The sequence below is a fragment of the Meridianimarinicoccus zhengii genome (assembly GCF_003254465.1).
GTDB lineage: Bacteria > Pseudomonadota > Alphaproteobacteria > Rhodobacterales > Rhodobacteraceae > Meridianimarinicoccus > Meridianimarinicoccus zhengii.
Map to the genome: position 1 here is coordinate 1 of NZ_QDFI01000062.1, position 25,399 is coordinate 25,399.

Consider the following 25,399-nt stretch of genomic DNA (forward strand, 5'->3'; position numbering starts at 1 on the left):
CGTCGCCGTGGCGTCGCGCAGCGCGGGGACCGGCGGGGATTTCGCCCGCCGTTTCGCGCTGGCGGGGGGGGCCGTGGACAGCGTCGCGGCCCTTGCGGCCGTGCCGGGGGTGGACGCGATCTATGTCGCCACGCCGAACGCCGCCCATCGCGACGGCGTGCTGGCCGCGCTGGCCGCGCGCAAACCCGTGCTGTGCGAAAAGCCGCTGGCCACCAGCCATGCGGAGGGCGCCGAGATCGTGGACGCGGCGCGCCGGGCCGGGGTGTTCTGCATGGAAGGGCTGTGGTCGCTCTGCCTGCCGGTCTATCGCGACGCCTTCGCGGCGGTGGCACGGGGCGAGATCGGCACGCTGCGCGAGATCCACGGCAATTTCGCGGTGCCCAACAGCCCCGACACCATGCCGCGCCTGTTCGCCGGGCCGGGCGCGGGGGCGCTGCTGGATCGCGGCGTCTACCTGCTGGCGCTGTCCCAGGCGCTTCTGGGGCCGTTGCGGCTTTGCGCGGTGCGGGGCGATGTGGATGCGGACGGCACGGACCTGGCCGCGACGCTGGTGCTGGAGGGCGCGGACGGGGCGCGCGCGGTGCTGGGCTGCGCCATCGACCGGCTGGGCGGCAACGGGCTGACGCTGGTAGGCACGACCGGCCGGATCGTCTTCGACGAGCCGCTGTCCTGTCCGGGCGGGTACGTGCTGCGCCGGGCCGACCCCGCGACCCCGTTCTCGGGGCCGGGCGGGCTGCCGGGCCCCGCCGCGCGGATCAAAGCGCGGCTGGCAGGCCGGCCCCGGCTGCGGCATCTTGCGCGGGCGCTGCGCAGCGACATCCGCGGCCGCCCCGGTGGGCTGGCGGACCAGATCGCCCATGTGCGGGCCTGTCTCGCGCGGGGCGCCACCGAAAGCGATCTCGTGCCGCTCGACGGATCGCTCGCCGTGCTGCACCTGATCGACGCTGCCCGCGCGGCACTGCGCAACGCCGCCCCCTGAGGCGCCGGTCGCGGCGCGGCAGGGCAGGCCCCGCCGCGCGGATCGCCCGGTTCAGGCGATGGTATCCTCGAACAGGATGTGCAGTGTCGGGACGACACCACCGCCACTGTCGAAGGCATGCGCCACGCGCGATCCGCTGACCCCGTCGATCAGGAAGCCGAAATCGCCATCGGTGACGCCGTCGGTGCCGATGACCGCCTCGATCAGCGCCGTCAGGTCCGGCGTCTGATAGGTCTCGCCATCGGTCCAGGCCTCCGGCGCCCAGACGAATTCGTCCGCGTAGCTGCGGCCGCCCGGCGGGTTGCCCGCCGTGTAGCCCGCCGCATTCTCGGTCTCCTCCATCGCGATGGTGAAGGACGCGGACCCGGTGCTGCTTTCCAGCGCCTCGAACGCGATATACGCGCTGGCGATGGTCTGCGCCGGATCGATCGTGATCCCCTCGAAGCGCAGGCCGACATATTGCTGCCCGCCATTGTCGCCGAACTCCAGATCGGCGCTGCCGCCGGCCCCGAACTCTTCCCAGTCGTTCGCGCTGGCCGAGATCGGGATCACGAGATCGCCGGTCGGAGGCTCGCCGCCGCCACCGCCGCCGGGTTCGCCTTCGACGAAGGCCGAGTTCGCGGCGCCGCCGCCGGGGTTGCTGCCCTTGTAGAGCTCGAAATAGTCCACGTGGAAGCCCTGGCTGCGGCCGTCGATCTGGATCGTGTAGAGTCCTTCCTCGGTGATCTCGATCTGCGCGGCGGGATTGCCCGGCAAGCCGTCATAGGTTCCGGCCGATCCCCATGTGCCGTTGTTCGGCCCTCCGAAGAGCTTGATGAAGCCATCCGCGACGGGTTCGGGTTCCTGGGTCGCCGTGGCATTCGTCAGGAACGCCTCGATATCGCCATTTCCGGGCTCGTCGGCGGGCTTGAAGTTCAGCCACAGATCGTTCTGCTGATCGCTGGCCTCCAGCCCGTCGCGCGAGACGGCGAAGCTGAAATTGTAGACCCCCAGCGCGCTTTCCGGCACGAAGATGGTGTATTCCAGCAATTCGTTTCCGCCCACGGCATTGTCGATCGCTGTCGACGTGTTCGACCCGAAGAGATAGTAGCCATCCCCCTGGAACCCGGCCTGGCGGCCTTCGCTGTCGGGCGCGGTCAGGTAGTTCCACTTGCCGCCGGGATCGGTGCCGCCGTTGACCCCGTTGGGATCCTCGATCTGGATCTTGAAGAACGTGTTGCTCCCCGATCCGTTGATCGCGAAATAGCCGTCCGTGGGCAGGGGTGGCGGATCCACCGGATCGCCGGTGACCGGGCCGCCCTGGTTGGTCAGGTAGATCGGTGTGGTGAGCGGCCCGGCCGGGGCCAGTTCGCTGCCGCCGATATTCGTCATGACCGATGCCACGAAGGCGATCGGGGCCACGTCGTCGCCGGTGAAGCCGCCCTTGCCGGTGCCGTTGGCATCGTCGTAGTCGAACAGGTTCGACGCGTCGAAGGTGCCGCTGGCGCCGATGGTGATATCCACGCTCTGTTCGTCGAAGGCGTTGTTGACCTTGAAGTCGTAGCGGTCGAGCCGCGCCTCCACCAGATCGGCGATGCCGTTGCTGTCGTTGGTGACCGCGTTGAGCCCCTTGCTGAGCGTGATCCGCACCACATCGCCGGGCTCGCCGGTGACGATGACGCTGGGGGTCGTGCCACCGTAGGTGCCGGTTCCGCCGGGAATGACGCCGTTTACCGTCAGCGATACGTTGCTCGATGTCAGCGCCTGCGACGCCACCGCGACCGCCCCTGCATTGCTCTTGTCGCTGGAAAGCTGGCCGCTGGCGGTGGTGTTGTCGTCGAAGAGCACGGTGAACAGCGACCCGATCAGCTCGTGGCCCGAGATCCCGCCGACATCCCAGCCCTGGATGGCGCCGGTGTCGACACCGTTCGTGCCGCTCTTGTCCATCCCGGCGATGGAGTTCGGGTCCATGTCGCCCGCGAAGCCGACGATTTCACCGTTCTCGAAGCCGCCGTTGTTGCTGGCATTGAACTTGACCATGGCGCCCTTGAAGCCGCCATTGCTCGGCCCGCCCGATCCGCCGGAGTTGGGGATCGGATCGACGCCGGGCAGGAAGTAGCCCGAGCCGCTGACGAAGGCGCCTGTCGGGCTGGTCCCGATGCCGTCGGTGCCGATCTGCCAGTCCCTGGCCGCGGCATCGCCGCCGAGCCCGTCGGGATCGAACACGCTGTCAGGATAGAGCGCCGAGCTGACATCGATGAAGATCGCCGAGATCTTCTTGTCGCCGGTGTTCTCGACCTGGAACGAGTTGGCCCCGAAGTTCGACGCTGCCACGCCGTCGTTGCCCTCCAGGATCCGGAGCACGGCAGAGCCGGTCACGCCCGTGCCGTAGCTCTGGCCGATATCCAGGTCGTCCTGCGCCGCGAAGGCTTCGAGCGCACCTGCGGGCGTCACCGGCGTTCCCGGGTTCTCCACCTCGTCGGCCAGCGCGATCACCTCGATGGCGTTGATGATCGGGTTCTGCACGATGTCCTGGGTGAAGCCGATGTTCAGCACACCGTCGGTGACGTTCACCCGACCCACCAGGACCCCTGCATCCGCCCCGAACGCGAGGCCCGGGTCGATGTTGTTGAACGCCGGCACCACCAAGCCTTCGAGCGTGGCGTCGAAGCTGCGGAACCCGCCATCCTGCGCGCCGGTGAAGAGTTCGGCGACGTAGAGCCGGACCTCGTAGTTCTCGCCGCCGCCCAGCAGGGACACCGGCAGGTCGTAGCTGAAGGCCGCATCGCTGGACCGCGCGGTGTCGAAGACCGACGCCGGAACCCCGGCCGGGATCGCCGCCGCATCGCCGGAATACCCGAAGGCGTCACCGCGCACGTCGGTCCCGGTGAAGAAGGAGATCGGCGTGCCGGTGTCGGTTCCGTCGCCGTCCCCGGCCCAGACCGGTCCGCCATCGCTCGCCGCGACCTCGGGTCCATAGGCATTGATGCGGAAGACGACCGTGTCCTCGCCGCCGCCGCCGGTGCTGCCGCCGCCGATCGCGATCGCGATATCCGCGCTGACGGCCGCGTTGACGTTCGGCGTGGCCGCCAGGTCGGCGATCTCGCCCGCCTGCAGCGTGACCCCGACCGGCAGCCCCTCGGACCAGCCGACCGCGGGGGCCGCGATGGCGTAGCTCGCCACCCCGCCCGCGAAGCCGAGGAAACTGACGCTCGCGGTCACCGGGAAGCCGTTGACCGTGAGCGCGAGATCCTCCGCCCCCAGGGTCGCCGGGTCGATCCCGCTCGCGTCATCAAGCGTGATGTCCACAAGGAGCGGATCGGATGCCGTGGCCGGGTTGGTCAGCGCGATGGCCGCCTCCGGCGCGTCGGTGTCGGGTGCCGCGGTGCCGCGCTTGACGATCTCGATCGCGTTGAGGATCGGATTGTCGCTGCCGCCATTCGCCGCCAGTTCCTGCGCGAGATCGATGTTCAGCACCCCGTCGGTGACCGTCACGTCATAGCTGATGACGCGCAGGTCGCCGGCGCCCACCGTGGCGGACGGATCGAAATTGTCGAGCACGCCGTCGTTCTGGCCTTCGATCGTGATGTCGAAGACCCGGTCGCCGGGCACCTGGTTTCCGGGGAACAGCTCCGCGACATAGAGGTTGACGGTGTAGTCGCCGTTCCCGGCAAGGTCATCGACCGGGATCGCGTAGGCGAACGGCGCATCGCTGGAACGCGCGGTGTCGAGCACGGCCTGCGGCACGGTGGACGGGATCGTGGCCGTATCGCCGGAAAAGCCCTGGACGTCGCCGCGGTCCTCCGCCGGATCGGTGCTGTCGAGAGTCAGGTAGATGCTGTTCTCGTTTTCGGGCGTCGCCAGATCGTCCTTCAGGTCGGCCTGCCAGGCCGGCCCGCCATCGTTCGCCGCGACTTCGTCACCGAAGGCGTTGATCCGCAGCACGACCTCGTCCGGGGTGCCGCCGCCGGTGGACCCGCCGCCCACGTCGATGGTGATCGACTGGCTGACCGCGGCGTTGACATTCGCCGGATCGGCCAGGTCGGCGATCTCGTCGGCCTCGAGCGTGACCTCGACCGGAACGCCATCGACCCAGCCCGTGCCGGGCGCGGCGATGAGATAGCGCGCCACGCCGTCCGTGAAGCCGTCGAAGGTCACGTCTGCGGCCGCGGGGAACCCGTTCACCACCAGCGACAGATCCTCGGCCCCGAGGCTCGCCGGGTCGATCCCGCTCGCATCCTCCAGCGCGATCTCCACCAGCAGCGGATCCGTGGCCGTGGCCGGGTTGGTCAGCGTGATCGCCGCCGTCGGCGGGTCGGTTTCACCCGGCTCTCCGGGCACCGAGATCGACAGGCTGTCCATCTGCGCCACGAAGCCCGGCGCGGCGGCGGCATCCGCCTGCGTGAAGCCCACCGCGACGCCTGTGGCCGGATCGGCCAGCGCCGCCGCCAGCGCGCCGCCGATCGGCGCCGCGGGCAGGGACATCGTGCCGATTTCCGACCCCGTGTCGTCGAGGAACACGACCGTTCCCGTCACCGTCGCCGATGCGGCATCGATCGACACCACGTCGAAGGTGATCGCAGCCTGCGCGAAGCTGTCGAGCGTGATGCCGTCCGGCAGCGGCACGTTCAGATTGCCGCCGGCAGCCGGGTTCGTCCCGCCATACTTGGTCCCGACATCCGCCTCCTGCTTCTGGAATTCGACCACGCCCGCGGTCTGGCCGAAGACCAGCTTGATCATGTCGGCGCTGTCGAGACCGAGCACGAGACCGAGCTGGTCGAACCCGCCGGGGTTCGGCGCGGCGCCGACCCAGGGGTTCAGCACGACCGCCGTGGCGCTGAAGGTGCCGTTCTTCACGCCGACGACCGGATCGTCCTGCGGGTTGTTCGCGGTTCCGGTATCGCCGCCCGTGACCGGATCGACCGTCAGCAGGCCGCCCGCGACCGTGGCCGCGCCCGTGTCCTCGTCGAAGGCGCCGCCATTGGTGGTGCCTTGCAGGAACCCGGTCAGGCCGTTCTCGAAGACCGTGCCGTCGAGACCGAAATCATAGGTCTTCGTCTCGCCCGCCGCCAGCGTCATGCCGTTCTCGGCGTCATAGGCGAAGGGATCGTCGGCATCGGGCAGCCCGTCGCCGTCGACATCGTCATCCACGGCGTTGAGCACACCGTCGCCGTCCAGATCGCCGTCCGGCGCGTAATCCGCGGGATCGAACGCGTCGGGATCGACCACCGCCAGGTCGAAGCTGACGCTGTCGGACAGCCCCAGCGCATCGGTGGCGGTCACGGTCACGGTGCTGACCCCGAGCGTCGTCGGCGTGCCTTCCAGCGTGACGCCATCGGCGCCAAGGGTCACGCCATCCGGCAGCCCGCCGACGGCGTAGGTCAGCGTATCGCCCGCATCGGGATCGACGAACAGGCTGTCGAGCGTCGGCAGCGCCACCGGCGCGCCGAGATCGGCCTCCAGCGCGGCGGGCGCGGTGCCCACCGGCGCCTCGTTCACGTCGGTGACGGTCAGCGCGTAATCCGCCGACAGGTCGGGCGTGTCGCCGACCTCCGGATCGTCGACGAGCACCTGCACCTGCGCCTGTTCGAGCGTTTCGAAGTCGAGGGCCACGCCAGCCTTGAGGAACAGTTCGGATCCGACGATCTCGAACAGGGCCGCATCCGCTCCCGCCAGCGACAGCTGGTTCGTGCCGAGCCCGTCATCGGTCACCGTGATGTCCGCGACCTTCAGCGCCTCGGCCAGCGCCGTGTTCTCGGGAAGTTCGGAGACGACCGGGGTTACCTGCACGGCCGTCGGCGGCAGGTTGGCCGGCGGATCGGAGGCCACGCTCAGGGTAAAGGTCGTCTGAACGGTGATGCCCGAATTGCCCGCCCCGTCGGTGGCCGCGACCGTGATCACGTAATCCCCCGCAGCCGGTGCGGCGCCGGTGATGACGCCATCCTCGATCGACAGCCACGGCTGACCGGACAGGATGGAATAGGTCAGCGCATCCTCCTCGGGGTCGGCGAAGGCGCCGATCGCCTCGAGATCGATGGACAGGGGCACCGGAATGTCCTGGCTCACATCGTCGATCCCCAGCGAGACGAAGGGGGCGAAATTCACCGGCGCCGACACCGGCAGCAGTTCGATGTAGTCGAAGCGCGCGTATTCGAGCGAATCGGCCTGCGCGGTGAGCTTCAGGATCGTGTCCGCGCCGATCTCCAGACCGGAGAAGGTCAGCTGGCGCAGGTTCTGGATCTGGGCGCCGTTGCCGCCGCCGGTCTGGTCGAACACGAAGTCGCCAAGCGCCGTGAACGCGCCGGTCCCGTCGGCATCGACAAGGATGCCGGCACTGGAGACGCCGTCGTTCTCGTCGTAGAACGCGATCCGCAGGTCATGGGCCCCGGTGATGCCGAGACTGCCAAGATCGAACGTGGCCTCCCCCTGCGCGCCGGACAGCAGCCGGATCCCTTCGCGCCCGCCGCTGAGCGGTTCCACGAAGAAGCCGCTGTCGAGATTGAAGCTCTCGGCCTCGATGCGCACCGATTCCGCCACCGGGGGCAGCACGTTGAAGACGAAGGTCGAGGCCACGTCGGCCTCCCCGTCCGAGGCCGTGACCGTCACCTGGAAGCTGCCGGTCGCCTCGGGCGTGCCCGTGAAGGTCCCGGTGGTGCTGTCGAACGCCACGCCGGGCGGGATGGTGCCCGCCACGCTGTAGCTGAGCGCATCGCCGTCGGCATCCGCGAAGTCGGCCGCGACGACGATGGTCGCCGCCTCGCCCGCGCGCAGGACCTGGTCGGCGATCTCGGTCGTGGTGGGGGGCGTGTTCACCCGGTCCACCACGAACTGGAAGCTCACGGGCACCGGGGCGTTGATCCCGTCGCTGGCGAAGACGGTGACGGTCACGCCGTCCGCGTCGGTCACGTCGTCGCGGCCCGGGGTGCCCGTCAGCTGCCCGTCGACGATCGTCAGCCAGTCCGGCCCGTCGATCGTGAAGCTGAGCGTATCCTCGTCCGGGTCGGCGAACAGGCTGGCCACGTCCAGATCGATCGGTGCACCCTCGTCGATCCGCTGGTCGTCGATGCCGAAGGGCGCGAAGGGCGGCAGGTTGTCGCCCGGATCGACGGACACGCTGGCGAAGTCGATGTAATCGACGCGCGCGAATTCCCGCTGGGTGCCCAGGCCGGTCAGGGTGAGCACGGCATCCGGGCCCACGGTGACGTTCTCGAACACCCGCACCCGGAAGCTCGCCGCCTGCGCGCCGTTGCCGCTCGTGGCGTCGTCGTCGAACAGGAAGCTCGCCGAGAACGGCGTCGCGCCGTCGATCGCGATGTCCAGCTGGCTTTCGCCGTCATTCTCGTCGAAATAGCCGATCGCGAGCGTGTAGACCCCCGGCACCACGCCGCGCGACGACAGATCGAAGCTGGCCGTGCCGCTGCCGCTGCTGGGCAGGCGGATCGCCTCGCCCCCGTCCGCGGCGGTCTGGGTCTCGACCGTGTAGCCGCCGGACAGGACCGCGTCCTCGGCCTGCAGCCGCACGTTGACCGGCACCGGGCCGGAATCGACCACGATGTCGAAACTGTCGGTGGCCGTCGCACCCGCGCTGTCGGTGGCCGTCACCGTCACGGTGAAGGTGCCTTCGGTGACCGGTGTGCCGCTGAAGGCTCCCGTCGCGGGGTCGAAGAAGACGCCGTCCGGCAGGCCCTCGGCGCTCAGCGTCAGGGTGTCGCCGAACGACAGGTCGGGATCGGCGAACAGCCCCTCCGACAGCGAAAGCGCGAAGGGCGTCCCGACCTGCACCGTCTGGTCGGGCGTCTCCTCCACCAGTTCCGGCGGGCGGTTCTCGGAGGGCGGTGCGGTGAACTGCACGTAGTCGATGCGCCCGAATTCCCGCTGGGTCGCCTGCCCGGCGAGGGTCAGAACCGAATCCGGCCCCACGGTGACGTTCTCGAACACCCGCACCCGGAAGCTCGCCGCCTGCGCGCCGTCGCCGCTCGTGGCGTCATCGTCGAACAGGAAGCTGCCCGCGAACGGCGTGTCGCCGCTGATCGCGATGTCCAGCTGGCTTTCGCCGTCGTTCTCGTCGAAATAGCCGATCTCGAGCCGGTAGACGCCGGGCGCCACGCCGCGCGCGGACAGATCGAAGCTGGCCGTGCCGCTGCCGTTTCCAGGCAGGCGGATCACCTCGCCCTCGTCCGCCGCCGCCTGGGCTTCCACGGCATAGGCGCCGTCAAGGACCGCATCCTCGGCCTGCAGGCGCACGGTGTCGAGGGACGGCCCGGCAACGGTGATGGTGACGGAGGCCGCCGTGGCGGAGTTCAGCGTGCCGTCATTGGCGAAGATATCCACCGTGTAGGTGCCCGCGGGCAGCGTGTCCGAAACCTCGAGTTGATCGCCGACAAGCGCGATCCCGGCGGGAAGCGGATCGCCCCCTTGCAGGGCCGCGACCAGCGTCGTCGGATCGCCGTCCTCGTCCGCCAGCGCCAGCCCCGACAGGTCGACCGTGGTCGCCGTGCCGAGATCGGTCTCGACCGGGTCCAGCACGCCGGTGATCGTCGGCGCGTCGTTGACGTTCTGCGGCGTCAGCGTGAACGTGTCCGACACCGACAGGCCGCCCGCATCGGTCGCGGTCACCTTCACCTCGATCGGACCCGCGTTCACATCCGCCTGCAGCGGCGTGCCCGAGAAGGTCGCCGTGGCCGGATCGAAGTCCAGCCAGGACGGCAGCGGCGTGTCGTCGGCCAGCGTCGCCGACAGCGTCAGCGCGCCTTCCCCGCCGTCGTCCGCGAAGCTGCCCGCCGGCACCGTGAAGCTGAACGCCGCATCCTCGTCCGGCGCCTGGTCGGCGACTTCTGCCGCAACGGTCGGCGCCTCGTTGACGTCGGTGACCGACAGGTCCACGGGCACGGTCGCCTCCGGCCCGGCCCCGATATCGGCGTCGTCCAGAACCACCGACACGTCGAAGCTGGTCTTCGTCTCGAAGTCGAGAGGCGTCTCCGCCTTGAGCACCAGGTCGGTGCCGACGATCTCGAACAGCGCGGCATCCGCGCCCGTCAGCGTCAGGTCGTTGGTGCCGAGCGCATCATCCTCCACCGCGATGGTGGCGACGACGATGTCGGCGGAGGTGTCCGCATCCTCGGCGATCGCGGTGATCACCGGGGTCACGATCAGCGACGGCGCCTCGTTCACGTCGGTCACCGGCAGCTCGAGCGGCGCCGAGGTCGCGTCGGGCGTGGCGCCGACAGTCTCGTCGTCCACGGTAACGGCCACCTCGAGGCTCTCCAGCGTCTCGAAGTCGAGCGCGGTGTCCGCCTTCAGGAACAACTCCGTCCCGTCGATTTCGAACAGCGCGGCATCGGCCCCGGTCACGGCCAGCGTGTTGGTGCCCAGCCCGTCATCGGTCACCACGATGTCGGCCACCTTGAGCCGCACCGACAGGTCGGCGTCCTCGGCGATTTCGGTGATCACCGGCGTCAGGGCCACCGCCGTCGGCGGCGCGTTGACCGGCGCGCCGACGGTCACGGTCGCGGTGCCGTCCGCCGTGTTGCCCGCCGGATCGCTGACCGTGTAGCCGAAGGTCACGTTGCCCGCGAAATCGCCGATCGGCGTGACGGTGACTTGGCCCGTCACCGGATCGAGCGCGACCGTGTAGTCGTCCGTGTCGGTGGCGTCGATCGCCGTGACCGTCAGCGCGCCGGCGCCCAGATCGGCGTCGGTGTCGTTGGCCGCCGGGTCGAAGGTGATCGCCGTGCCGTTGGGCGTGGTCGGCGTGTCCGCCACCGCCACCGGGGCGAAATCGTCCTCGGTCACCGTGCCGGTATCGCTGGCACCCGCCGGGTCGACCGCGTCGGTCACGTTGTCGCCGATGCCCGTCAGCAGGACGGTGACGACATCCGGGCCGTTCGCCAGGTCGTCGTTGTCGACGCTCACCGACAGCGTCGCCACGCCGCCGATGAAGTTGACGATGTCGGTCGCTTCCGGCCCGCCGTTCACGGTGTAGCTGACCGTGCGGGTCTCGTCGGCGCCGCCGGTATAGGTCAGATCGAAGGTGAGCGTCGTCGTGGTGCCGTCGTCGCCCGCTTCCACCACGCTGGGCGTGCCGGAGATCGCCACGGTGGCGGGATCGACCCCGTCCACCACGAGGCTGGCGGTGTTCGGCGTCTCGCCGCCCTGCCCGTCCAGCACGACGTAGCCGATGGCGATGCTGGCGCTTTCGCCGCTGTCGAGCGCGACGAACTGTGCCGGATCGATGGACAGGGTTTGCCCGTCGGCCTCCAGCGTGAAGGCCACGGGGGCATTGCCGTTCGCCGTGTCCACGACCGTGATCGACGCCGGATCGATGGCGAGGGTCCCACCGTCGCTGTCGGCGGCCGTGCCCAGCAGGTCAATGGTCACGATGGCCGCGTTCTCGTCCACCGTGCCCGCATCGATCGGCGTTGCGGTCGGCGGGACGTTCGGCGGTGTTTCGGCGTTGGAGATCTCCAGATAGTCCCATTCGCCGGTGAACTGGTTGGCCGCAGTGTTGTAATGAGTGATCGACACCCCATAGGCGAGCCCGCCATCGCCGCCGGTCAGCGGGTTGTTGCCCGCGATGGCCGCAGCCAGCGACCCTGTCGGGGCGATCTCGCGGGCGGGTGTGGTGATCGTGCCGATCTCGTCACCGAGTGCGTCGAGGAAAGTCACCACACCGGTCAACGTGCCCGCGCTGGTCGCGGTCGGTGCCGAGACATCCACATCAAGCCTGAACACGACCGATGCGATGGTGGCCTGTGTCGTCTTGTCGATGCCTGCGGACGCCAGAGTGATGGATGTGGCATTGCCAACCAGGCTGTTCTGGTGGCCGATCTCAATGCGTAGTTCCTTGGCCGCTTCGGTCGCGCCGATACCGCCGACGACCAGCTTGACGAAGTCGTCGACCCCGCCCGCACCCATCGTGATACCGTAGGATGCGTACTGGGTCGGGATACCGCCGTCGAATACGTCCGCGAAGACGTTGTTGGCCTTGGCTTCTAGCGAGAAGCTATTAACGCCCGACACATCGACCGCAGACTGGTAGTTGTCCTTGATGATGTTGGTGTTGGTGACGACGCCCGGATTGCCGAACGAGTCCTGAATGTCCGATTGAACCTTCAGGACACCGCCCTCGATCAGCGTCGTTGCTTCGGTCGTGCGGTCGCCATAAGGGTCGGTTTCGCTGGTGCCGACTGGCGTGAAGGCCGGGTTCACGAGAATGCCGCTGAAACCGCCCTCGGGGCTGAACGGATCGGTCGTGTCGGTGTCGAAGTCCTGCGTGAATTCGCCCCCCGCGGCCAGCACACGCGCATCGCCGTTGGTGCCGTCATAGGCGAAGGGATCGTCGGTGTTCAGGATCCCGTCGCCGTCGATGTCGTTCGGATCGACCGCGTCGTCCTCGGTCACGGTGCCCTGTGCCGCGGCGGTGCCGAGCACGACCGGGATCGGGCTTGCACCCAGATCCGTGGCGCCGGTCAGCGTGACCGCGACCGTGTCGTCGCCATCGTCCAGATCGTCATTGATGACCGGGACCGACAGCGTGCCGGCGCCGTCCACGAAGCTGACGGTCTGCGTGATCCCCGTCGCGGTGTCGGTGTCATAGGTGACATCGATATCGCCCGTGAAGGACGTATCGAGGGTCAGCGCGAAGTCGAGCGTTGCGCCATCGGCTTCCACCACGTCCGCCGCGTCGGCGATGGACAGCGAAAGCTCGGCGGGCGGCGCGGCGGCGAGCACGGCGCGCAGCGTGACCTCGGTGGACGGCCCGCCCTGGTTGAGCCAGAGCGTGTAGGTCCCCGCCCCGAGGGGCAGCGTGAACCCGTCGAATTCGGCGCCCTGCGCATCTGCGGGATCGCCCGCCGCGAGGATCGGCAGCAGATCGTTCAAAAGGTTGCCGCCGCCATAGACGATGCCGGCGAACGGTCCCTCCGGGTCGATGGTATCGTCCGGGGCGCCGGTGATCGGGTCCACGGTGATCGCCGTGCCCGCCTGCAGCGCCATGAAGGCCTGCGCTGTCCCCTCGGTCGTCTCGTAACCGTCGAGGAACAGGTTGGTCAGAACCGTCCCTTCCGGCACCTCGAAGGTGATGAAGTCGCGGTCCCGCCCGCCGGGCGCGCTGTCGCCCTGCTGCGCGGTGACGAGGATGTTCTCGCCGATCTGCATCGCGCCGATATCGCTGGGCGCCAGCCGGTCGTCGGAGAAGTCGCCGACCACGACCGGATCGGCCCCGCCCGCGCCATCGAGATCATGGCTGTCCGCCGGGTCGTCTTCGGTGACCGTGGCGGTGGCGCTCGCCGCCGCCGCATCGACCGCGTAGTCTGCGGTTTCAACCGAAAGGAGAGTGACCGAGACGGATTCCGCCCCGTTCCAGCGGGTATCCGTCGAAACGGGCACCACGTAGGTGGCGACGCCGTCGGTGAAGGGAACGCCGGTCAGCGGCGTGTTCACGCCGTCCACGTCGAGCGTCAGGTCGAGCGAGCCGGTGAACCCGTCCGCTGCGGTCAGGGTGAAGGTCAGGCCCTGGACATCACCCTGCGGCGTGCCGTCGGCGTTCTCGACCACCTCGCCCGGGCCGGTGAGCGACACCAGCACGTCGGTGGACACGGGCACGGCGTCATAGACGACAAGCGCGCTGATCTTGGCGTTGTCCGCGCCGTCCGGGGCCGTGGCGTCGAACGCGATGTTCAGCTGCCCGTCGGTCACGGTGGCCGTGTAGGACTTGATGATCTTCACCAGCGGCGCGCCGGCCCCGTTGCCAAGCTCGCCGTCGCCATCGTCGAACAGGTCGTAATCGTCGAGAACCTTCTCGCCCTCGATATCCACGTCGAACAGCCGGTCGCCGATATTGTCGCCGCCAACTTCCTCGGCCACGCCCTGGAACGTTTCGGCGAAGTAGAGGTCGACGATATAGGTGCCGTTGGGCAGGTCCACGTCATAGGACAGCACGTCGCCCCAACGTTCGGACGTGAACACGTCGTCGGGCAGGGCGAGGCCGGTGAAGGTCTCTCCGGCGCCGTTGTTGTTCACGTTGTTGCCGGCCGCGGCCGCGCCGCCCGTCGTGACGGCCGAGATGTCAACCGTGGGATGCGGTGCCGCCTGGGTATCGGCCTCGAAATCCGCATCGCCCAGCCCGTAGGCCGCGCCATCGACCACACCGCCACCGGCATTGACCGCCAGCCGCACATCGCCACGTTCAAACTCAGCCACTGGTTCATCCTCGAATTCAAGTGTCACGCCGCCGGTCTCACCCCCGGCATTCGTGTTGGGTGCGGTGGCGAGATCCGCGATCTCGCCGCCCGCGACGGTCGCGGTATAGACGCCCTCGGCCCAGCCTTCCGCCGGGGCCGCGATGCTGTAGACGGCCGTGTTGGTGGCCGCGTCGAAGGAGGTCAGCGTGACGGCACCCGGCGTGCCCGGCCCCGACAGGGTCAGGTCGGCGGCGTCGATGCTGGCCGGATCGATGTCGGAGGCGTCATCGTAGACCACCGTCGCGACGATCGGGTCGGTCTCCGCATCCGGTGCGGCCAGTGTCACGGTCGCCGTGGGCCCGTCGGTGTCGGTGACCGGCGTGTCGTCGAATTGCGGCGAAGTGACGGACAGGAAATCCCAGGTCGCCAGGAACGGGTCGGACAACGTGTCGAAGTCGGTCGAGGTGACGCCGAAGACCGATGTGCCGTCGGCGAGCGCGGCCACGATCGGGGCGGGCGTCACCACGGGGGGGACCGTCAGGAAGCCGGGGGTGGCTTCCGGACGGACTCCGCCCAGGACCGCGCCGGAGGCGTCGAAGAAGGTCACGAACATGCCCGTCGTGCCTGCCACCTTGTCGAACCGCATGGACAGCTCGACCGTGGCGGCATCATCGAAGGTGAAGGGCGCGGCCGCCGCGGCGGACATCGCCGAGACCTGCGGCGCCGCGTTGACGCCGCCGTCGGTCCAGATCTGCGCCGCGTCGCCGCCGTTGCCGCCGACGATCAGCTTGAGGAAATTGTCGTTGTCCTGCTGCGTCGTCTCGTCGCCGATGGCGACGATGATGCCCTGCTGGATGTAGTTCGGCTGACCCGCCGAGAACGGGTTGTCGAACCGCGTCGTCAGGTAGATCTCGGTCAGCGCCGGGTCCGACACGTCCACCGCCTTGACGAAGTCGTTCTTGCTGTCGACCTGGCCGTTCTGGCTGAGATCGCCGTTGGAGGTCGTCAGCTGCAACTCGCCATCCACGATGACCGGGTTGCCGGCCGCGTCGGCGGCGCCCGCACCGCCCAGCAGCCCGTCGAAGCCGCCCTCGGCCAGCGGATCGCCCGGCGTCTCGAAATCGAGCTCGAGGATCGTGCCGCCGGCGGGGATCTGCAGGTCGGAATCGCTCGCCGCGATGGTGACCGTGCCGCTGGCCTTGTCGGTCACCGCGTCGCCGGACGTGTTCGACACGCCGTCGATGGTGACGGTGATCGTCTCGGCGCCCTCCGCGTCGTCGTCGTCGAGGATCGGCAGGTCGATCGTCGCCGCGGTCTGGCCGGCGAGGATCGTCACGCTGCCGGTCAGCCCGCTCGTGTCGGCATCGCCGGTGGCCCCGCCCAGCGAATAGCTGACCGTCACGTCCTCGCTGTCGTCGCCGATGCGGGTGAAGGTCACCGTCGCCGTCTCGCCCTCGGCCACGGACACGTCGCCCACGGAAATCGTCGGCGGCAGATCGGGCTGGAGCGCCTCGTAGACCACGATGGCGCTGTAGCCCGCCTGCCCCGCGGAACTGTCGACCGCCACGGTGATCGTGCCGTCGGTGACGGTCACGGGCACCCGCACGCTGTAGGGCGTGTCGTCGCCCCCCGCCGCGGCATGCACGTCGAGATCGTCGAGTTCGTCGACCAGCCGGCCGTTGACCGTGAAATCGCCCACCCGCTGCCCGTTCGCGGTCCAGAAAAGCTCGGCGAAATGCAACTCGACCACGTAGGTGCCGTTGGCGAAGCCGGTATAGGTGCCGGTCCACTGGTCGGCATTGCTGTCGCGGTAGGTGTGATAGGCCGAGCCGTCGAGATCGACGCCGCCCGCGTTGGAGCCCGACCCCTGCCCGGTGGACTGGCCGTCCACGTTGGCGTTCAGGTTGGCTTTCGGGCTGGTGTACCACGAGGGGTCATCCGCCTCGAAGGCGATCGGGTTGCCGAACGCATCCTCGATGATGCTGTCCGCCGCGATGGCACCGCCGTAGCGATCGTTGTCGGTCACGCCGTCGATCGGATCGGCGGCGAGCGTGCCGGCGGACGTATCGGTGGTGCCCACGTTGATCGCGCGCACGACATTGCCGCGCACGAGCGAGTCGAGATTGGGTTCGAACACGAAATCGGCGCTGGCCGCGCCGGTCCCGTTGCCCGCGGCATCCGCGAAGGCGCCCGGCGCGATGGTGATCGTGCCGACGCCCTTGTCCCAGCCGGTCGCGGGCGGGGTCAGATCGAAGGTCAGCGTGGCGGTCTTGCCGCCGTCGGACAGCACGACCGTCGGGGCCGAAACCGCCGCCGGGACGATCCCGCTGAACCCGAGAACGTCGCCGGATACCGCCTCCAGCGTCGCCTGGTCGAAACCGGTCTCGTCGGTCAGCACCACGGTCGCGGGGCGCACGTCGTCCTGAACGCTCGGCGGGTTCGCGACATCGATCGACGCGATCACCGGTGCGGCCGTGTCGGCAGGCGGCGTCACGGTCCCACCCAGCTGGGTGATCTGGATCGCGTTGACCTTCGCTTCCTGGGTGTTGTTGACCAGCGCGATGTTCAGCGTATCGTCGCCGGCCGTGTAGATGTATTCGGCCTTGCGGGCGACGCCGTTGTAGGGCTGCTTGGCCGCGTTGTTGGAGGCGTCGTTGCCGAAGGTCGGCAGCGGCGCACCGGGGCCATCGACGAAATCGGTGGCCTCGCGCAGGGGATGGAGGTCCTCGAAAGCGGCCGGGACCGCGCCCTCGACCTGTACGTCGAAGATGCGCGGGTCCGCGGAGGTGTATATGTTCTGCCAGTTCTCGGTGTAGAAATACTCGATCTTGTAGCTGACGCCGACCTCGACCGCGAAGGTGTATTCGACGGCGGCCGCGTTCGGAATGCCCTGCCCGCGCTCGTCGACGAAGACCTGCCAGGGCACGATCGTGGCGTCAACATTGTCATAGTCGACTTCGTCCTCGGCGTCGGTGATGGCGTTGGAGAACGTGGACGCCTTGCCGCCGATCTTGGCCATGCCGTTCGTCGGCGTGGCGCTCAGCCCGTTGTCGCCGATCCAGTCGATCCCGCCGTCGATGGCGGCGACCGTATCGCCCGCGTTGACGCGGTAGAGCACCGTCTCGTCGGGGATCAGCGTGATCTCGACGCCGTCCTCGGTCTGGGTGAAGTTGAAGGTCGAGGGCCCGTCGAGAGGATCGAAATCTGCGAAATCCTCGCCCGAGAAGGTGATGGTCTGGTCGTTGACGATCACCTGCGCCGAGCCCGCAGCGTACTCGACTGTCAGGTCGTTCAGCGATGCGCCCTCGACCACCACCTTGTCTTCACCCGAGAAATCGGTGATCTCGTCGCCAGCCAGCTGCGCCAGCGTGCCGCGCACCTCGTCCGCGCCATCGCCGGTGGCGACGGTGTTGGCCCCGGTTCCGACGCGGATCACGTTGTCGAGCGCGTTGCCCGTGACCGTGTAATCGGCGTCAGAACCGGTGCCGTCGAAGTTTTCCACGTCGTTGGCAAGCGGCGCGAGATCCGTGTCGGTCCCGTCATAGATCACCGTGTCGATGTTTGGCGAACCGGCCCCGCCGACCCCGGCCGCATCGTTGGCCTCGATCTCGTTGCCGAAGGCTTCGATGGTCAGCTGGTTGAAGTCGATCGTCTCGAGGCCGTTGCCCGCCGAGGTTTCGGCCAGGAAGCCGATGGCCGCGCCGGAGGTCGCCTCCGCAGCACCCTCCCCGATCGTGTGATCGCCGGTCAGCACGTCCTGCAGCACGCCCGCAGGCAGCGCAAAGCCGCCGAGGTCGAGCGCGGTGAACGCCGTCTCACCTTCGAGCCGATACTCGGCCGTGACGGCGAAACCGGCTTCCTTGTCGATGGTCAGGCGCAGGTCGAGTTGGCTGATGGCGGAGTCGGACAGCGCGGGCAGAGCGATCTGCCCGACCACGGTGTAGTCCGCATCACCGATCTCGAAGCCGACCTCGATGCCGGGCACCACGCCGGCGCCCAGATCGACCGCGCCGAACACGAAACGCACGAAATTCGCCTGCGTCCCGTCGCCGAAGATCATGCCGGTCAGCTGGCCGGGGGCGACACCGCCCTCCGCCGGGATCCAGTTCTTGACGTTCATCGTGGCGACGATGCGGTCGGTGTCGGCCGAAGGCAGGATGCCGGTGTGCAGCACGTCGCGCGCGGTGTTGCCCGTGCCGACCACGGTGCCTTCGACCACGTTCTTGATCTGCAGGATCGGCGCGTTGCCGCCCGGCAGCACGTTTTCGCCGATGTTGTAAAGCCCGTCGAACTGCTGATCGACAGGGAAGTTCTCGGCGGCGGTCTGCGCGTCGGTGTTCGGCGTGACGCCATCGAGCGCCGCGCCAAGCAGGCCGGTGCCATTGATCGAGATCGTGAAATTCGTGTTCTGCGGATTGAAGTCGAGGACGATCGTCTCGCCGGGCGCGATGGCATAGCCGTTGTCGTCGCTGAACTCGAACGGGTCTTCGATGTAGTCGACGCCGTCGAGATCGCGGTCGGTCGGGTTGACGATTTCGGATCCCGCCAGCGGCACGGCGCCGTTGTCGGGCTGGAAGATCTGGATCGACGGGGCGCCAAAGCCGTTATAGACGGCTGTCCAGATCGATCCCTGGAACGGCTGGCTCAAGCCGCGTTCCAGGAAGTCGTCGCCGATCGTGTCGATCCCCAGCGGACCGCCGTTCGCCGCGATCGTCGTGCGGTCGGCTGCGACGGCAAAGCCGCCTGCGGTCGTGCTCGACATCGATCCGTCGGCGTTGCGGCCCATGACGATGATGTTGCCGCCGCCGAGCTGCGTCGCGAGGATCGCGCCCGACATCTTGGTGCTGCCATCGTCGAGAATGGTCGAGGTGTATTCGGCCAGCCCGTTGATCGACCCGTTGCCGGTATCGAGCGCGCCGTCGGTCTTGCCGGCTTCCTTGTAGTCGCCCTCGATCTTGTTGCGGTAGGCCACGATTTCGGCGATGTCGGCGGGCAGACCCGCCTGCCCCTGGAAGGTGCCGCCCGCGGGGGCCGGGTCGCCCGCGACCACCGCCGCGCCGGACCCGTCAGCGAAGGAATAGATGTCATAAAGCACGCCCGGCGTGACCGCGAGTACCTTCTTGGTCAGGTCGCCCGCATCGGCGCCGTAGATCCCGTTCGTCGGGAAGTCGGCATTGTTCGCCTCCACGGCTTCCAGCCATTCGATGACCTGGTCGTAGTCGCTGTTGGTCAGGGGGTCGCCGTCGCCGTCGTCGTTGTAGCTGTCGTTGACCGAGACCAGCAGGAACGCATTGTCGGTGCCCGCATCGGGCGAGAACAGAAGCCCCGCCATCGCGCCCTCGGCCCGCGTCGGGTTCGGGTGACCGCCATAGACATGGAGCAGCCCGTCCGGCCCCGTATAGGTCGTGACCGCGCCGTTGCCGCCGACCGACAGCGCCTCGCCGTCCAGGTCGTCGGAGCGCGTGACCTCGTGGAAATTGTCCTTGTTCGACGGGTTCCACTCGACGAGGTTGATGTCGTCGCTCGAATTGCCCTCGCCATTGTTGAGATTGGTGGCGATGTAGCCGGGCGCCTGGGCGTTGTCGGCGGTGTTGTTGTCGCCCGCTTCACCGATCGGCCGGCCGCCCCAGCTGTTGTTGGCGCCGTTGTCATAGGTCCAGACGCGCCCGTCGTCCGTGACCTCGACATCATAGGCGTTGCGGTAACCGGCCGAGTAGATCGAGACCGGCCCGTCCTCCAGCAGCTTGGCACTGTTGCGCCCGTCATTGCCGCCGAAGGGATCGTTGGCGTCGCCGTCGCCCACGTCGGTGCGCGCGGGATCGTTCAGGGTCGGGATGTCATAGACATAGGCGCGACCGGCGTCGTCGATTACCGGCATGCCCTTGAGCATCGTCAGGTCGATCTCGAGGATCGCCGCCGACAGGGGCTGTTCCTGCTGGCCGGCGAAATTGTTCGACGGCGCACCGGTATTGGCATTGCCGCCCGACGCGACGATCATGCGCTCGGAGACGAGATTGCCGGATCCGTCGAATTCCTGGATCACCTCGAGCCCGTTGGTGGCGTGGTTCTCTTCCGACCGGGGCAGGCCGCGCACGATGTCGATGGCGGTCCAGGTGTTCGGGCCCGTCTGCGTCATCATGGTGATGACGCCGGAATTGGTGTCGAGATTGGCATCGTTGCCGCTGCCGCCGGCGCCGATCCGGCTGTCCGACGAGGTCACGTACATGGTGACCATCGGCGTGCCGTCGGGCAGGGTCATCAGGGCGCCGGTCTCGTCATACTGTGCCGTGACGTCGATGCCGGTGACCTGCCGGTTCTGGTTACTGTTCTCGGTCCCGTTGTCGTTGTGGTTCTGGATCTGGCCCTTGATCAGATCGACGGTCGTCGCGTCGGTCACGTAGAACTGGGCCGTAGCGTCAGCATCTTCGGGGTTCTTGTCACCGAAAGCGACCGTCAGAACCTTAACGTCCCCGTCCACCTCGGTGATGTAGAGCCGGCCGTCCGGCCCCCATACCAGCGCCGTCGGCTGCGACAGTCCGACCTGTCCGTTAAGATCGAGATCGCTGGCGGCAAAATTGTTGGTGACAGCCATATTCCATTCCCCCAGGGAGGTTAATGCCGATACAGGCATTCGAAAACGACGGCGCGGCAGCCGCTAAACGCTATTTCTTCAGTTCAGGGAGGCTATTTTCACGTCTGGGTTGTTCATTTCATTTCTTTCAAATTTCGGATCGGGAATACGGTCGTACGCGTAACCAAGTTACGACCCCATGGGACCCAATCCTTGCCCAATCTGTCAACGGAATTAAGGATTCGGTAATTAGTTTCATTCTGAGGTTGTGTTTATTCGTTTCAGGGTTGCATTGCCGGTCGATATATCGGCCTCAGATTGCGTCCATGGCCGCGCCTTCTTTTTTTTCGTCGGCCATTGCGGCGATTCTCCCGCCGAGACGGCGGCGATGCCGGGTCGGGCCGCCCCGCCCGGCGGCACATGGGCCAGCCGCTTCGGGGCGGGCGCGGACGGGCCCCGCCAGGAAGGACATCAGGCATCGGTGGTGACCCGGCCAGGCCGGTCTTGCGGCGTCACGGGACGACCGGCGCGGGCGACGCGCATGCGGGTTCCGCCCTTCACGGGAACGCATCCGGGATACGGGGCGGCCAGTACCGGTGACATCGACCGCCCCGAGGTCCAGCGCCCGCGCGCCGCTGCCGGGGGCTGCGCCATGGGCGGCCCGCCCGCCGGGCGTTCTCGGCGGCGACACGCGCCCCCCGGAGCGTTTCCGGGACGCCGCCTCACTGTTTCGCGCGCGAAACGGCGGCCGGTTCCGGGCATGATCCGGGGGCGCGATGCCCCGGCGCGCGGCATCCGGTCCGGTGTCCCGCGGCGACGGCGCCGCCGCGGGACACCGAATTCAGAACTCGATCTCGATATCCACCGTTTCGGGCGCGGCGCCGAGCGCGTCGCGCGCGCCCGCCAGCGCGGCATGGTCGATCAGCGTCGCCGAAAAGCCCGACGCGCCCCACATCTCGGGCCGCTCGGCCATGTAGATCAGCACCGGCCCGCAGGCGGACAGGCCCGCGCTGTCCAGGGCGGCCATGGACCCGATCGACATCTGCGCGGCGGCGAAATCGACGGGGTTGAGCCCCTCGGCCCCGGTGTCCGGCACCGGGACCAGCCCCGCGCCATAGCCGTCGAACGGCAGAGCCATGCAGTCCGTCGCGTCCCGCGGCCCCCAGGCCTGCATCATGTCCTCCTCCATGCGGCCGGTGGCCGGGCCGTACTTGTCGACCAGCGCCGCCTCGATCCGGTCATAGGGCAGGATGCCCTGGGCCAGCACGAGCCGTCGCATGATCGCCAGCACCGGCCCGCCGGGGGCATAGCTGGCCAGCGTGACCGCCTCCTGCCCGTCGCGCAGCAGGTAGACCCGCCGGTAATCGAGCGGACCGGGCCCGTCATGCGCACCGTAGCGGCCGGGTTCGGGCGGGGCCGGGGTTTCGAAGACGGCCATGACATCGTCGCGCCCGCGCAGGGCCGCGTCGGCATCGGCCATGGCCATGCCCGTGCGCAGGCCGATCAGGTCGATCCCGGACAGATCCGGGGCCGTGGTGTCGGGCGCGGGCCAGTCGGCGGGATCCGCCGCCGGTGTCGCCGGCGCCGCCGGGGCCGCGGCGACAGCCGGGGCAGGGGCCGGTTCGGGTACGGGTTCGGGGGACGCGGCCACGACCGGCTCGGGCTCGGGTTCCGGCTCCGGCACCGCCAGCGGATCGCCCAGGCTGCCATCCGCCATGACGGGCCGCGTCTCCAGCACCGTGCCGATCACGACCTGGTCGTCCAGGTCCCGCGCCCCGTCGAAGCTGCGGCTGTCGTCCAGCGTGAAGGTCACCTCCACCGCCCCGTAGCCCGCGTCGCGCGGCTGGTAGATCCCGTCCTTCAGCGCGATCAGCCCGATCCACGAGGCGCAGCCATAGCGCGCGTCGGGGCGCTGCTGGACCTGGCCCACCCGCAGCGGTGCGGCGACGGGGCCTTCGCTGTTGTTGCGGGCCATCTGCACGTCGAGCATCGCATCGATCCCCGGCAGGGCGGCCACGGTCTGCCAGATCGGGTCCTGATTGCCATAGAACCGTTCCAGCGCCACGACATGGCCGCAGGTCTCGATGCGCCGGTCGTGCAGCCGCACGGTGAACCGGTCCCCGAGCGCCGCCGCCTTCGCCTCGAGATACGACCGGAAGGACGGATGCAGAAGCGCCGCCGCATCGTCCGCCGCGGGCTGCGGTGCCGCGTCGTCGAAGAAGCCCGGCCCGGGCAGGGCGCCCGCGTCCTGCGCGGCCCAGGCGGTCAGCATCATGCTGTGCAGCGCCATCGCATCGCGCGGAGCGCTGCCGGTCGCGCGCACCGCGATCAGGTCGAGCACATGGGGCGACAGCTCCGGCACGCGGTCCGCCAGCCCGTCGAATTCCGCCGGCTCGAACCGCCGCGACAGCCGGTCCTCGAGGGCCGCGTTCTCGGCCGCGAAATCGCGCGCGGCGAGCGGATCGCGCTTCGGTTCCCGGGTCTGGGGGTCGCGCTCCCCGTCGCGGAAGAAGATCACCTCCTCGGGGCGCAGGGTCAGGCTGTATTGCGGCCGTGCCGGCGACCCGGAGACCGCGACCTGCATCGGCACGACCCGCATCAGGAAGCGCACGCCGCGCTGGTCGGCCTCCACGATGGGGCGCGCGACCTCGGGCGGGACGGGCAGCGCCGTGAACGGCTCCGGCCCCACCAGGCCGAAGCGCCAGCTCACCGTGGTGCTGCCGCCGTTCACGCGCCAGCGCAGGTAATCGGGCTGCATGGCGAAGGTTTCCGCCGCGAGATCGTATTCCCCGAGCGAGGTGGACCCCTCGATCCAGATGGGGCCGTCCCCCGCGGTCTTCAGGGTCTCGATGGCCGCGGCGCGGGCGGCGGGGCGGTCGAACTCGTTGGCGCCCTGCACCTCGTGGAAGGTCTCGGCCAGCTGCGCGTAAAGCGCCTCGTCCCCGCCCTGCAGCGCGACCGCCTCGGCCAGCAGGCGGTCGCCGCCCACCGGGTCGATGGCCGCGAGCCGGGCCGCGAGCGGCGCCTCGGGCCCCGCGTCCACGGGATCGTCGAGCACCGGCGCCGGTTCCCAGGTGAAGAGCGCGGCCTCCGGCACGGCGGGCATGAAGGGGTTGCCGTCATGGGACCGGTAGCGGGACATGAAATGGGCGGTCACCCGGTCCACCGTGACGTCGAGCTGCACCCGCCCGTAACCGTCGACATTGGTGATCCCGTCGATGCGGCCCCAGACCACGCGGTAAAGCTGCCGGCCCTGCGCGGCTTCGGCCTGCACGCGGTCGAGCAGATCCTTGGCCGTGTCGCGGGTCACCGCCATGTGCGTAAGGTCGGGCATCCCCGCGAAGGCGATGGGCATGGCGTTCAGGCCCGGTGCGCGCTGGCCCAGCGACATCTGCGCCGTGATGTTGCCCCGGATCACGAGTCCCTTCGAGGCATCGAATTCCCCCGAGAACTGGCCGGGCACATAGATCGCGACGGGCACGGCGGCGGCGTCGAAGCTCGTCACGCCCTCCGCCTCGGCCATGAGCGCCGTGCGCTTGGCGCGCAGGATGTCCTCCTGTTCCAGGGTGTTGAGCGCGTAGAACTGCTGGGAGACCGCGTTCTCGCTTTCGCCGGTCTCGGCCGCGCGGTCGGCGATGAAGAAGGGCCGGACGGATCCGAGATTTTCCAGCAGGGCCGGGGCTTCGCGCAGCGCGGCCAGCGTCAGGCGCCGGGCGAAGCCGTCGGGCAGGACCGGCACCTGGTTCTCGAACACGTGCACGCCCGCGGCGGCGGGCGCCGCCGGGCCGGCAGGATCCGCGGGAGCAGCGGGCGCGGGCGTCCAGGTGTGGAGCGCGGGACCGTCCGGGCGGCGCGGCGTCCAGGCATCGGGCATGTTCCTGTTGAACTGCGGCACGAAGGCGAGATCGACCTCGTCCAGCTCGAACCGGGCGCGGCTCGGCACCTGCGGGTCAAGCCCGGTGATCCGCCCGAAGGCCACGCGCATGAGCATCCGGCGCTCCGCGCCCTCGGCCTTGATCCGGTCCAGCAGCGCGCTGGCGGCAGCACGGTCGAGCGGCACATGGGCGATGCCCGGCACCTCGGCCATGGGCACCGTGAAGGACAGCCCCTCGATGCGGGCGCCGGCATTCTGGTTCGTCGGTTGCAGCACCAGCCCCTGCGTGTCGTCGTAATCCGCCGCACTGGCCGGCACGTAAAGCGCCACGGGGATGGGGTTGTCGGGCGTGATGGGGGTCGCGGCCTGCGCCTCGGCCGCGAGCCGCGCGCGGGTCTCGCGCAGCACGTCGTCGCGGGCGATCATGTTGAGCCCCTGGAATTCCTGGTAGACCACGTTCTGCGGCTGGCCCGTGCGCGCGACCTCACGCGCGATGTATTCGCTCTGAAGCGTCGACTCGCTGTCGAGCATGGCGGGGTTCGCGGCGATCTGCGCCATGAGGATGCGCCGGGCGAGCCCGCCGGGCAGGCGCGCGGTCTGGTTGTTCACGATATGCACGCGGTCGGCCTCGGTGACGGGCGGCGCGGCGGCGGGGGCGGGCGTGTCGGGTGCGCCCGCGGCGGTCATGGTGCCCGTGCCGGTCGCGGTCCCGGTCAGCGCGCCCAGCCGCGCCTGCATCGTGGCCGCGAGACAGGCGGCATCGGTGCCGCAGGCGTTGCGCTCCGCCAGCCAGGCGCGCTGCTCTTCGGCGGGGG

Annotated in this window: 2 protein-coding genes and 1 pseudogene; 1 reads left to right on the plus strand and 2 read right to left on the minus strand. The window is 69.0% G+C overall.

All coding sequences use genetic code 11. From position 1 onward, the window contains the following. On the plus strand, positions 1–979 hold a 979-nt coding region (locus DDE13_RS16875; RefSeq protein WP_111405455.1), incomplete at its 5' end, for a Gfo/Idh/MocA family protein. A gap of 51 nt (positions 980–1,030) precedes the next feature. On the opposite strand, the gene DDE13_RS16880 is transcribed toward DDE13_RS16875, so the two are convergent. Together DDE13_RS16880 and DDE13_RS16885 are read right to left on the minus strand one after the other, a co-directional pair. Then, positions 1,031–20,731, minus strand: a complete 19,701-nt coding sequence (locus DDE13_RS16880) for a malectin domain-containing carbohydrate-binding protein (protein WP_111405456.1) — start codon at positions 20,729–20,731, stop codon at positions 1,031–1,033. An 820-nt stretch (positions 20,732–21,551) separates the two neighbouring features. Then, positions 21,552–25,399: pseudogene (locus tag DDE13_RS16885) on the minus strand (hypothetical protein); the annotation flags it as partial.

Coding starts and splice junctions, on each gene's coding strand:
- DDE13_RS16880 (WP_111405456.1), bottom strand. CDS start 20,731: ATGGCTGTCACCAACAATTTTGCCGCCAGCGATCTCGATCTTAACGGA.